Source organism: Paenibacillus sp. YSY-4.3, assembly GCF_054767475.1.
Genome location: NZ_BAABMC010000003.1, coordinates 207,719 through 220,220, shown reverse-complemented (window position 1 = coordinate 220,220; position 12,502 = coordinate 207,719). Strand labels below are relative to the sequence as shown.

The following is a 12,502-nucleotide window of genomic DNA, read 5'->3' as shown; positions in this document are numbered from 1 at the left end:
ATGTTTAGAACGATGATGAAATCAAAAATTCACCGGGCTACAGTAACCGAGGCGAATTTGAATTATATCGGAAGCATCACGATCGATGAGGATTTGATGGAGACGGCGGATCTTCTTGAGAATGAGAAGGTGCAGATCGTAAACAATAATAACGGCGCGCGTCTGGAAACCTATGTCATACCGGGACCGCGCGGCAGCGGAGTGATCTGCCTGAACGGGGCAGCAGCCCGGCTGGTACAACCCGGAGACAACGTGATCATCATTTCCTATGCGCTAATGTCTGCGGAAGAGCTGCGAAGCCATAAGCCGACCGTCGTGTTCGTTGATGCGAACAATCGTCCCGTAGAGACCGCGAAAGAGGAAGTACACGCAACGATTCGTTAAGGCTGTGTTTTCGCGGCCTGCGTTATGCAATTAATGCCTTCGGGAATGAAAAGCCCCCCGGGAACAAAAAATGAACATAAGGCCTCGCACTGATTTCATTTTCGTTAAAGGGTGGGTTGCGGATGATGTTTCAACATGTGTTTGCGGAAATGAATGAAATGTTGGATGAAATTGCCCGGCATTACCCGATCGCCCAAGGGGCTCATAAGCATGAACTTGCCCGAAAGTGGCATCTTCTGCGGCAAATGAGCGATAGCATGATTGAAGAATGGCTTAATTTCGAGGAGAAGATGGGAACACTGCGCCAGTCCGGTATTAGTCTCGAAGAGAGATATGAGCTGGATTATCCGGAAATGAGTGCTGATGCTTTTGTCAAAGGCCAGGGATATTATAAACTGCTGATGTTTCCCCAGTCCCTGGATCAGTTCCAGGCCGTTCTTAAGGAATATCCGGACAGTTTGATCGGCCGCACTTATTTGGCGATGTGCCATCTCCATCTGGATGAAAGCGAAGAGGCTGCATTTTATTTTGAGGAAGTCTTAAGGAGTGCGCCAAATAAGCGGTTGCGTTCCATTATTTACAATGCGCTTGGCTGCATTGAGGCGAAAAGTGGGAACCGCAGCAAAGCGAGGGAGTTTTTCACACTTGCTCACCATAGCGACCCCAGCTTGCCTGAACCTTTAGCCAATTGGGAGGCCTGTCTGCACAGTACAGGGAAACTTCAGTATGGGACCCAGCTTACCAAGTTGCTGTAAGCGGGGCCGGATGGCAGAAGCGATGCGGGAATCCGTAGTTTTGCGGCGCATCGCTTCTTTTGTATTCATCTGTATTAATTTTCAAAACGTCCATCTTCTGTTATGCTGTTAAGAGAAATAGAGACTGGAACGAAAGGGACCATAGAACAGAAATGAAATATGCTGTACTTGACTTTGAGACAACGGGCAATCAGTCCTCCGATGAGATCATTCAAGTTGGACTTGCCATTATAGATGATAATTTGACCGTTTCCCAGGTATATCATTCGTTCATTAAGCCGACGATACCGATTCCTCCATTCATTACAGGATTGACGGGGATTACCGAGGATGATGTCAAAGATGCGCCGGACTTGGATGAAGTCATGATGGAAATGGTTCCGCTTCTAAACGATGTCGTGCTTGTCGGCCACAATGTAGCTTTTGATTTTAACTATCTGCAGAGCGCGCTGGACAAAACAGGTTACCTGCCATTTACCGGTCGTATTCTGGATACGATGGATTTCTTGAAAATATTATATCCCTCTCTCGGCTCATACCAGCTCGGGCTGGTATCCGCAGAGTTCGGCGTGGAACATGACCGCCCTCATCAAGCCGACAGCGACGCGCTTGCGACGGCTTATATATTCCTGAAATGCCTGGAGGAATTGAATGGTCTGCCGCTTCTGACACTGCAGCGGCTCGCTGATTTGTTTGCAGGAGAAGACAGCGATTTGGGCTGGTTCTTTGATGCGACACTGCAGGAAAGGCAGCTTCAGGGCGAACAGGATACGGATGGGTTTGCGTATTACCGCCAATACGCTTTGCAAGTGGAGGATTGGATGGATATTATGCCCGCTCGGGCCAATATGCTAGACAATCCGCTTGAGAACGTCAGCTTTGCAGAGTTTTTGGAGCAGGTGGGGGAGCGACTGCGCGCCAAGCTGCCTGGGTATGAGGAGCGTGAAGCGCAGAACATGATGTTAGCGGAAGTGATGCGCGCTTTCGATGAAGACAAGCACCTGCTTGTCGAGGCGGGAACTGGTACGGGTAAATCGCTCGGGTATTTGCTGCCAGCCATTTATCACAGCGTGAAGCACGATGAGAACGTCATGGTCAGTACGCACACTATTAATTTGCAGGAGCAGCTTCGCGAGCGGGATGTCCCCTTGCTAACGGAGGTTGTGCCATTTCCTTTTCGCGCGGCAGTATTCAAGGGAAGACAACACTATTTGTGTCTGCGCAAATTTGAACATAAAATAAGTAGAAGAGATTTTGTAGCTCCCAAAGAAGATGTCTTGACCGCGGCACAGATGATCGTGTGGCTCACCCAAACCGAAACGGGCGACGATGAAGAACTGAATTTGGGCAACCGCGGTGGCGATTTCTGGGAGACGGTGGCCAGCGAATCCGATTCCTGCCTAGGGCGTTCCTGCCCATGGTTTCGCAAATGCTATTACCACCGGGCCAAGCACGAGGCCGGCGTAGCTGATGTCGTCATCACGAACCATTCCAAGCTGTTTACGGATATCCAAGCGGGGCATCAGTTGCTGCCGGCATACGAACGCCTGGTCATTGATGAGGCACATCATTTGGAGGATGTGGCAGGAAAGCATCTGGGACTTAATATGAAATATTTCACGGTCGTGCACACATTAACCCGCCTGTTCAAGGACAGCAAAACAGGACAATTGCCTAATTTGAGAATGCTGCTGCAAAATACGCCCGGCGAAAAAACCGCGGATTGGTGCAGCGTGATCGACGGCATTTATCCTTCGCTGCTTGACGTGAAGGAAAGCTGGGATAAGCTGAGCGAAATGCTGTTCACTTTAATGCCGGAACGAAGCGATGCGGCTCCTGGCGACCCGGGGCAATTCGTTTTGCGCTTGCTGCCCCACAAGAAGCCTAAGGATTGGGATACGCTCAGCGCGCTTGAGAATCATATTTATGTGCTGCTGGGCGACATCGTCCGCAAAGGTGAACGGATGCTAAACGACATCCGTGACGAGCAGGATGACTATGGGGCGGACAGTTTGCTGACGGATATCAACGGCCTGTTCAAGGATTTGGCGACAGAGCGGGAAGCGATTCGTTTGTTCATGAAACTTGATGACGAAGATACCGTTTACTGGATCGAAGGAAACGGAAATTACCGCAGCCGGTCCTTGCAGATTTACGCAGTTCCAATCGATGTGAGCCAGCAGCTCAAAAACTATTTCTTCGATAAGAAGAAGAGCGTGGTCATGACATCGGCTACGTTATCCGTGGATAAGTCTTTCCAGTACATGATCGAACAGCTCGGATTGCAGGAGGCCGCTGACAGCGACCGGCTGCTGACGTCCATGCTCCCTTCTCCGTTCAATTACAGGGACCAGGCACTGCTCGTCATCCCGCGTGATTTCCCAAGCGTCAAGGGCAGTGTTGGAGATGAGCACTTCGTGAGCATGCTGGTGCGGTCGCTTGCCGATACTGCCGTAGCGACGCGCGGCCGGATGCTGGTGTTATTTACGTCATACCGGATGCTTCGTCAGGTATATGACCCGCTGAAGGAGCAATTATCCTCCGAGGGAATTACCGTCATTGGCCAAGGAATGGACAGCGGCAGCCGCACGAAGCTGACCCGGAGATTTCAGGGACAGGAAGCGTCCGTGCTGCTCGGCACGAGCAGCTTCTGGGAAGGCGTGGACATTCCGGGGGAGGCGCTGACCAGCCTGGCCATCGTCCGCTTGCCGTTCCAGCCACCGAACCATCCGCTGGTTGAGGCGAAGAGCGAGCGTCTTCAGAGGGAGAAGAAGAACCCGTTCATGAAGCTGTCTGTGCCGCAGGCCGTTATTCGCTTCAAGCAGGGGTTTGGACGTCTGGTGCGTTCTTCTCAGGATCGCGGGATAGTAGTAGTGTACGATACGCGCATCTTGGAATCATACTACGGAAAATATTTCTTATATTCGCTGCCTGGACCGAAAATGGAACATATGCCGATCGAGCAAATGGTACCAAGAATTTCCGAATGGCTGGACGTTCACGAAGTCCAAGAGGTAAAGAAGCAATAACCGTAATTCATATCGCACCATTATAAGGGGAGAAAAGCTATGAAATCAGAAAAAATTTCCGATGCGGTTGTACGCAGATTGCCAGTGTATTTGCGTTTCCTCAATGAGCTGAGTCTTCGTGAAGTGCCAACGGTATCCTCTCAGGAATTGGGCCAAAAGCTTGATCTTAATCCTGCGCAAATTCGTAAGGACCTCGCTTATTTTGGGGATTTCGGGCGCAAGGGCATCGGTTATGACGTGTCCTATCTCATTGAGAAAATCCGGCAGATCTTGAATCTGGATCAGCAGATTAGTGTGGCTCTTGTCGGGGCCGGTAATCTGGGTCAAGCGCTGTCTAACTATAACGCCTACTTGAAGGACAACATGAAAATCGTAGCGGTATTTGATGCTGCGCCGTCCAAAATCGGCACGAAAATCAATAATATTACCGTTCAGCCGATCGACGAGCTGGTGAAGACGGTACAAGTAATGAACATAAGGATCGGAATCATTACGGTTCCTGATTTCGAGGCCCAGCGCGTAGCGGATCAACTCGTTGCCGCTGGCATCGGGGCGATTCTTAACTTTGCGCCTACTATATTGAAGGTACCGGCGGAGGTAAGAATTCATGCGGCCGATTTCACGACGGACCTGCTCAGTCTTGCCTATTATTTGAATGACGGAAAGGAACTTACTTCAAATGAGTCGTAAACTGCTAATTACAGGCGGTACGTTTGCCGTTCTGGAAGAAAAAGAACCTGTCGTTAACGGCTATATGCTCGTTGAGGACGATCTCATTACCTATATCGGACCCAACCGGCCGGAAGGCTGCGAGAATGCTGAAGTTGTGGATGGAAGCGGTCTGTTGTTTATGCCCGGTTTGATCAATACGCACGGTCATGCGGCCATGTCGCTGCTGCGCGGTTATGGCGACGATATGGTACTGCAAAAGTGGCTCCAGGAGAAAATGTGGCCGATGGAGGCGAAGTTCACGGGCAATGACGTGTACTGGGGAACCGCGCTATCCGTGCTGGAGATGATCAAGGGAGGAACGACGACCTTCCTCGATATGTATGATCATATGGATCGGGTCGCGCAGGTGACGGAAGAATCCGGTATCCGCGGGGTGCTGATGCGCGGGGCGATTGGGCTGTGCCCGCCTGACGTACAGAAGCAGAAGCTGGATGAAGCGGTTGCCTTCGCCCGGAATTGGCACGGTAAGGCGGACGGCCGGATTACGACGATGATTTCGCCGCACGCGCCTTATACCTGCCCGCCGGATTACATTGAACAATTCGTGCAGGCTGCACATGATCTCGATTTGCCGATGCATACGCATATGTCGGAGACACGGGCTGAGGTGGAGCAAAATGTCGCTGATTACGGGGCAAGGCCCGTGGAGCATTTACTCAAGCTGGGCATGTTTTCACGCCCGACCCTTCTCGCGCATGGCGTTCATTTAACGGATGAAGAGATTGAAGTGCTAGCTGCTCATAAAGTAGCTATTTCGCACAATCCGGGCAGCAACCTGAAGCTGGCTAGCGGCGTAGCTCGGGTTCCTGAGCTGCTGAAGGCAGGGGTTACTGTTTCGCTCGGAACCGACGGCGCAGCGAGCAACAACAACTTGGACATGTTCGAGGAGATTCGCCTCGCTGCTTTGATTCACAAAGGAGTAACGGGCGATCCGACGGCCGTTCCTGCGCTGGAGGCGTTGCGGATGGGAACTGAATACGGGGCAAAATCGGTGTTCCTTAATAATACGGGCAAACTCGCCGCAGGAATGAAAGCGGACTTCATTGCCCTTAACACGGAGCAGGCGCATTTTGTACCGAGAACCGATTACGTCTCCCATGTCGTGTATTCCGCCGGACCGAAAGATGTGGAGCATGTATGGGTCGACGGGAAACAGATTGTGAAGCATGGTGCGTGTCTCACCCTGGATGAAGAGCGGATTCGCCATGAAGCTCAGGCGGCTTTCGAAGGTCTGTTATCCAGATAGCCTCAAGCTTGTTTAGGAAAGGAAGAGAAGGTTGAAGAAGAGAACCAAATGGATACTGCTTTCTATCCTCATCCTGCTGCTCGTACTCTTTGGCCTTCATCGTTTTTATGTCTATGTCATGCAGCATACTTGGAATGAGGAGTCAGCAGCGATTCAGACGGCTAAGCAGCAAACGGGCATCGTATCGGTCGACAAGACGTGGAAATCGGTGTGGGACGAGATATGCTGGGTAGTCCAGGGGAAGAACGAGAACGGAGAGGACCTGATGGTCTGGCTGCCGGAAAGTGGAGAACCTCATGAAGAGCTTCTGTCTGGCGGAACGAGCGAGCAGCAAATCAGGGAAATTGTCAAGAATGAGCTGCCGGGAATCAGAATCGTCAGGCTCATGCCGGGCATCTATGAGGGCGAATACGTATGGCAGCTTTTTTACAAGGAGAAGGAGCATCATTACTATCAATTTTTCAAGTTTAGCGACGGCTCGATTCTGCCTGATAAATTTACGCTGCCGAACCGTTGATTGTGGTGCGGCAACCAAGAAAGAAGAAGAACCTCGCTCTATTGAGCGAGGTTCTTTGTTATTTCCTAAAAATTTTAAATATATTCATACTTTGGCTTCGATATTGCATGTTCAATATGTTATACTCTTACTTGTAGCTTGTGATAGATCAAAGTATATCATTTCATGCAAGTATTTATATATATATTAGGATAGGAGGAAGCTGCGAATGAAATTACGTATCGGACAAACTGTTGCTATCGCTGCTGTCTCTGCCGTATTGTTGTTTGGTGGTTGGTTTGCCTATCGCCAATGGGCGATTGAGGCTCCGTTCCAAAAGTTGGTCAAGCAATATGAGGGCGTGAATCATGTTCAATTCAATATTACCCCGAAAGAGGTAGGGTTGAAACTTGACCTTGCTGCGGGGACGGATATGGGCGGACTAATTCGTCATATTGAGAAAGACGGCAAGAAGCTGCTGGGCAACCGTAACTTAAAGCTGGAAGTGACGGATCATTCGACGCCGGATTTGGACAAAATTTGGAGCGAAGCGCTTTTTTCTGTTGCTCAGGCGATGGAAAATAAACAATATACCGAAATACAGCGTACGTTGGATCAGTTGGAGCAGCAGCACGATGCGCTGCAAGCAACCGCTGATATGGATAATGAGAACGTCTATGTAACATTAACCGCTGGAACTGTTAGCAAGTACGTTATTTTACCACGCGTTCCGCAGAAATTGGGGGTGTGGCCGAATGCGTAAATGGATGTGGGAGGTCATTGCTGGAGTCGTTCCTGTATTATTGATTTTTATGGCTTTTATCGGCTTCAACGTAGTGCCGCTTATCGTCGCTCTTTTGATGGTGGGCGGGGTATTCACTGTGCTTAAAATGCGCGGAGGCATTGCGATCGGTGCAGCCCAGGAGCGGAAGCGGAAGAAGGCGGGACCGGCCAAACTCACCTTCGAAGAAATCGGCGGCCAGGAAAGTGCGAAGCAGGAGCTTCAGGAAGCGCTTGATTTCATGGTGCGTCATGAGGAAATCAAGCAGTTCGGCATTCGGCCGATCAAAGGGATTTTGCTGACAGGCCCTCCGGGAACGGGCAAAACACTGATGGCCAAAGCTGCGGCCCACTATACGAACGCTGTCTTCGTTGCCGCATCTGGCAGTGAGTTCGTAGAGATGTACGTCGGGGTCGGGGCAGGGCGGATTCGTGAGTTGTTCAAGGACGCGCGAACGCGTGCCGCTAAAGAGAACAAAGAGAACGCGATTATATTTATCGATGAAATCGATGTGATCGGCGGCAAAAGAGAAGGCGGCCAACAGCGCGAATACGATCAAACGCTGAATCAACTGTTGACGGAAATGGACGGTATTTACTCTACGGAAGCGCCGCGCATTTTGCTCATGGCGGCGACGAACCGCAAGGAAATGCTGGACAGCGCGCTGCTGCGCCCGGGGCGATTCGACCGCCATATCCAGGTCGACTTGCCGGATAAGAAGGGCCGCATGCATATATTGGAACTTCACGCCGACAATAAACCGCTGCACGAAAGCGTGAGTATGGAGAAGGTCGCCGAGGAATCCTTCGGATTCTCAGGGGCCCAGCTTGAGAGCGTGATGAATGAGGCTGCAATATATGCGATGAGAGAAAATGAGAAGGAAATCGAGCAGCGTCATTTATCGATGGCGATTGACAAGGTCATGCTCGGTGAACGGACCGACCGGGTGTCTACGGAGGAAGAGAAGCGGCGCGTAGCGATTCATGAGCTGGGTCACGCGATCGCCGCTGAGGTCGTGGCGCCGGGAAGCGTGAACCAGGTTGCGCTGAGTCCGCGCGGTAGAGCGCTTGGTTATGTCCGGCATAATCCGCAGGAAGATAAGTATTTGTATACGAAAGCATATTTGGAAGGCCAAATTATTATCGCTCTGGCCGGGGCGGCTGCCGAAGAAATCTATTATGGGGAGCGAAGTACCGGTTCCAGCAATGATTTTGAGCAGGCGATCAACATCGTGCATACAATGATGACCTCCGGGTTAACATCACTCGGCATTGTCAACATGGAGATGATGACCAAAGAAGTGCTCATGAAGGAGAACGCCGCCATTTTGGACGATCTTGCGGCTCGTTCAAAACAGCTGCTTCTTGATCATTCGGCAGCGTTCGACAAGTCGCTAGAGATCCTTTTGCGTGAGGAACGCCTCTCCGGGGAGCAATTTAGATGTCAATTTGGTGACAGTGTTCTTTTACCGGCATAATTCATGTGCCGGTTATTTTTTTTACTTTTTGTCCGTGCTAAGATATTATTATATGTTGGGTATAAAACATTGTATTATTCGACATGAAGGGTACAATATTATGTGTAGACGATGAAAGGATGGAGCGAGAGAACCATGAACTTCAAAAGAATAGGTGTCATCGGCGGCGGTACGATGGGTCAGGGGATCAGTGAAATGCTGGCAGCCAAAGGACTCGATGTACTGCTCGTGGAGGAAACGCCTGAAAAATTGGACCATGCTTATAATATGATAGAGACGAGCTTGGATAAGCAACTGGAGAAATGGGCTATAACCAAGGCCGAGAAGAAGTTGATCTTATCCAAAGTTCATAAAGTAACTCATCTTGCCGAACTCGGTACCTGCGATATGGTGATCGAGACCATTTCGGAGGATTTGGATGCCAAAAAAGAGGTGTTCAAACAGTTGGATCATGTGTGTCCGAGCAATATCATTCTGGCCAGCAACACGTCCACGCTAAGTTTGACGGAGATCGCCGGCTCGACAATGTATCCGGAGCGCGTGATCGGCATGCACTTTATTTATCCTGTTTCCAAGATTAACCTCGTGGAAATTATCCGCGGACTGAAAACCTCGGATACGACGTTTGAAGAAACAAAGCATTTCGTGGAGGAAGTTGTCGATAAACGCGGCATCATGGTGTATGAATCGCCAGGATTCGTCACTTCCCGCATCATTTGCGTCATGATTAACGAAGCGCTGCACGTGCTTGGCGAAGGCGTTGCTACGGCAGAAGACATCGACAGTGCCATGCGCGTCGGGTACCAGTTCCAGTACGGTCCGCTTGAGATGGCTGACCGTTTCGGCTTGGATTCCGTATTGGCGGCGCTTGAGCGCATGTTCCGCGAATTCGGCGATTTGAAATATCGTCCTTCCTACGTATTGAAAAAAATGGTTCGCGCCGGCAGTTTGGGTGTGAAGACAGGTGAAGGATTTTTCAAATACGACAAGGATGGTGACCGGTTATGAAAGTTCTCGTAATCAACGCGGGAAGTTCTTCCCTGAAATATCAATTGTATGACATGAATGATGAATCCGTATTGGCGAAAGGTCTCGTCGAACGGATCGGCATGGACTCCTCGATTCTGACCCACAAGCCGACAGGCAAGGAGGAAGTTACCGAGGTTAGTGATATTCTGGAGCATACGACAGCGATTCGCAAGGTGCTCGAAAAGCTTACTCATAAAGAGCATGGCGTGCTCCAAACGATTGATGAAATCGATGCAGTGGGCCACCGGGTTGTGCATGGCGGTGAAGCGTTTAAAGGTTCGGCTCTAATTACCGGGGAAGTTAAAACCGAAATTCGCCGTTTATTCGATTTGGCTCCACTACACAATCCTGCATGCATGATGGGGATTCAGGCTGCCGAGTCAAACCTGCCGAACGTGCCGCAAACCGTTGTATTTGATACGGCATTCCACCAGACGATGCCGAAAAAAGCTTATTTATATGCCATCCCTAAGGTGCTGTATAAGAAGCATAAGGTTCGCCGTTATGGATTCCATGGAACTTCGCATGAGTATGTAAGCCAAACTGCGGCAAGATTTTTGGGGCAGAAAATTGAAGACTTGAAAATCATCACCTGCCACATTGGAAACGGAGCCAGTTTGACGGCTGTTAAGGACGGCGTCTCCATAGATACCTCTATGGGCTTGACTCCGCTAGAAGGATTAATTATGGGGACGAGAAGCGGAGATTTGGATCCCGCTGTAGTTCCTTTTGTTATGAACAAAGAAGAGCTTACGATTAACGAAGTGAATTCTATGCTGAACAAGCATAGCGGTTTGCTGGCGATTTCAGGATCGAGCAGCGATATGCGGGATATTACCGATGGGATGGAAGCCGGTGAACCCAATGCGACACTCGCCTTCGAAATGTATGAATACCGTTTGCGCAAATACATCGGCTCTTATGCGGCAGCGATGAACGGCGTGGATGTCATCGTATTTACCGCGGGTGTAGGCGAGAACTCGGCGATCGTGCGCGAGAAGGTCTGCGAGAACCTGACTTATCTTGGCGTAGAGCTTGATCCTGAGCTGAACAAGATCCGTTCCGGCGATCCGCGTCGCATTTCCACGCCGAATTCCAAAGTGGAGGTTCTTGTCGTTCCTACGAACGAGGAATTGGTCATTGCCCGGGATACGCATCGCATTGTCAAAGAAAAGAATGCATAAATCTGCATAGTTAGAGGAGATGTTCATGCATGGCGAACAAAACAGTGATTCGTCAGGTTAACGAGCATGTCGGCGAGACGGTCGTTATCGGCAGCTGGTTAAACAATAAACGCTCAAGCGGTAAAATTCAGTTCCTTCAACTGCGTGACGGCACGGGTTACATCCAGGCTGTCGTCGTTAAAAGCGAAGTATCCGAGGAGACGTGGGATGCGGCCAAGAGCTTGACGCAGGAATCCTCGATGTATGTGACAGGCATCATCCGCGAGGAGCCGCGCAGTCAATCAGGATATGAAATGACAGTGACGGGACTCGAAATACTCCATTTGACGGAAAATTATCCGATCACACCGAAGGAGCATGGCGTCGATTTCCTAATGGATCATCGCCATTTATGGCTGCGTTCCTCGAAGCAGCGGGCGATCATGGTCATTCGCGCGGAAATTATCAGAGCGATTCAGCAGTTCTTTGATCAGAACCATTTTACGCTTGTTGACCCGCCGATCTTGACGCCGACTTCCGCGGAGGGCACGACCAATCTGTTCCACACGAAATACTTCGATGAGGATGCTTACCTGACGCAGAGCGGTCAGCTTTATATGGAAGCGGCGGCGATGGCGCTGGGGAAAGTGTACTCTTTCGGGCCGACGTTCCGGGCGGAGAAATCCAAAACCCGCCGCCATTTGATCGAGTTCTGGATGATCGAGCCGGAAATGGCTTTTACTGAGCATGAAGAGAGCCTGTGCGTTCAAGAGCAGTTCATCACGCATGTCGTTCAGTCCGTATTGAAGAACTGCCGGACCGAACTTGAGGCGGTTGGCCGCGACATATCCAAGCTGGAGAGTATTCAGGCTCCGTTCCCGCGAATTACTTATGATGACGCTATCGAGTTCTTGCATGGGAAAGGCTTTGACATTCCTTGGGGTGAGGACTTCGGTGCGCCGCACGAGACGGCCATTGCCGAGCAGTACGACAAGCCGGTATTCATTACGCATTATCCGGCTGGCATCAAGGCTTTCTACATGAAGCCTGATCCTAATCGTTCAGAGGTTGTGCTCTGCGCAGATATGATCGCTCCGGAAGGGTACGGAGAGATTATCGGCGGTTCACAGCGGATCGACGATCCGGAATTGATGGAAGCCCGCTTCCAAGAACATGAGCTGACCCCGGAAGCTTACCAATGGTACCTGGATCTGCGCAAATACGGATCAGTACCGCATTCCGGGTTCGGGCTTGGACTCGAGCGGACGGTCGCGTGGATTTGCGGACTGGATCATGTTCGCGAGACGATTCCGTTCCCGCGGATGCTGTATCGCCTCTATCCGTAAAAGGACAGTAGCCCGGACGGCATCTGCGTTATACAATATAAGTACGGGTTGTAAGGATGAGAAA

General features: G+C 50.5%; 11 protein-coding genes. All 11 read left to right on the top strand.

Annotation, left to right across the window (positions count from 1 at the left end):
- The 11 genes from panD to asnS all read left to right on the top strand — a co-directional run bounded on the left by panD (position 1) and on the right by asnS (position 12,438).
- Entirely contained in the window at positions 1–384 is a 384-nt protein-coding gene (panD, locus tag ACYUJT_RS11715) for an aspartate 1-decarboxylase (protein ID WP_460322064.1), read from the top strand.
- Positions 385–506: 122 nt separating this feature from the next.
- Positions 507–1,139 (top strand): tetratricopeptide repeat protein, encoded by a 633-nt coding sequence (locus tag ACYUJT_RS11710; protein ID WP_460322062.1) that lies wholly within the window; start codon positions 507–509, stop codon positions 1,137–1,139.
- Positions 1,140–1,291: 152 nt separating this feature from the next.
- Positions 1,292–4,168 carry an ATP-dependent DNA helicase DinG gene (gene dinG / locus ACYUJT_RS11705; protein ID WP_460322059.1) on the top strand — a complete coding sequence of 959 codons (2,877 nt, stop codon included), beginning with the start codon at positions 1,292–1,294 and terminating at the stop codon, positions 4,166–4,168.
- 39 nt (positions 4,169–4,207) lie between these two features.
- Positions 4,208–4,858 carry a redox-sensing transcriptional repressor Rex gene (locus ACYUJT_RS11700; protein ID WP_460322056.1) on the top strand — a complete coding sequence of 217 codons (651 nt, stop codon included), beginning with the start codon at positions 4,208–4,210 and terminating at the stop codon, positions 4,856–4,858.
- On the top strand, positions 4,848–6,146 hold the full coding sequence (locus ACYUJT_RS11695) for an amidohydrolase (RefSeq protein WP_460322054.1): 1,299 nt from the start codon (positions 4,848–4,850) through the stop codon (positions 6,144–6,146). Before ACYUJT_RS11700 ends, ACYUJT_RS11695 begins: the two co-directional genes overlap by 11 nt.
- A gap of 31 nt (positions 6,147–6,177) precedes the next feature.
- Positions 6,178–6,663: a cell wall elongation regulator TseB-like domain-containing protein gene (locus ACYUJT_RS11690; RefSeq protein ID WP_460322051.1), complete on the top strand. Its 486-nt coding sequence runs from the start codon at positions 6,178–6,180 to the stop codon at positions 6,661–6,663.
- A gap of 208 nt (positions 6,664–6,871) precedes the next feature.
- On the top strand, positions 6,872–7,405 hold the full coding sequence (locus ACYUJT_RS11685) for a hypothetical protein (protein WP_460322048.1): 534 nt from the start codon (positions 6,872–6,874) through the stop codon (positions 7,403–7,405).
- Positions 7,398–8,900, top strand: a complete 1,503-nt coding sequence (locus tag ACYUJT_RS11680) for an AAA family ATPase (RefSeq protein ID WP_460322045.1) — start codon at positions 7,398–7,400, stop codon at positions 8,898–8,900. The genes ACYUJT_RS11685 and ACYUJT_RS11680 overlap by 8 nt, the downstream gene beginning before the upstream one ends.
- A 135-nt stretch (positions 8,901–9,035) precedes the next feature.
- A complete protein-coding gene (locus tag ACYUJT_RS11675) occupies positions 9,036–9,908 on the top strand; it encodes a 3-hydroxyacyl-CoA dehydrogenase family protein (protein WP_460322043.1) in 873 nt (290 codons plus the stop codon).
- Positions 9,905–11,113: an acetate/propionate family kinase gene (locus tag ACYUJT_RS11670; protein ID WP_460322040.1), complete on the top strand. Its 1,209-nt coding sequence runs from the start codon at positions 9,905–9,907 to the stop codon at positions 11,111–11,113. Before ACYUJT_RS11675 ends, ACYUJT_RS11670 begins: the two co-directional genes overlap by 4 nt.
- 29 nt (positions 11,114–11,142) lie before the next feature.
- On the top strand, positions 11,143–12,438 hold the full coding sequence (gene asnS, locus ACYUJT_RS11665) for an asparagine--tRNA ligase (protein ID WP_460322037.1): 1,296 nt from the start codon (positions 11,143–11,145) through the stop codon (positions 12,436–12,438).
- Positions 12,439–12,502 lie beyond the last annotated feature (64 nt).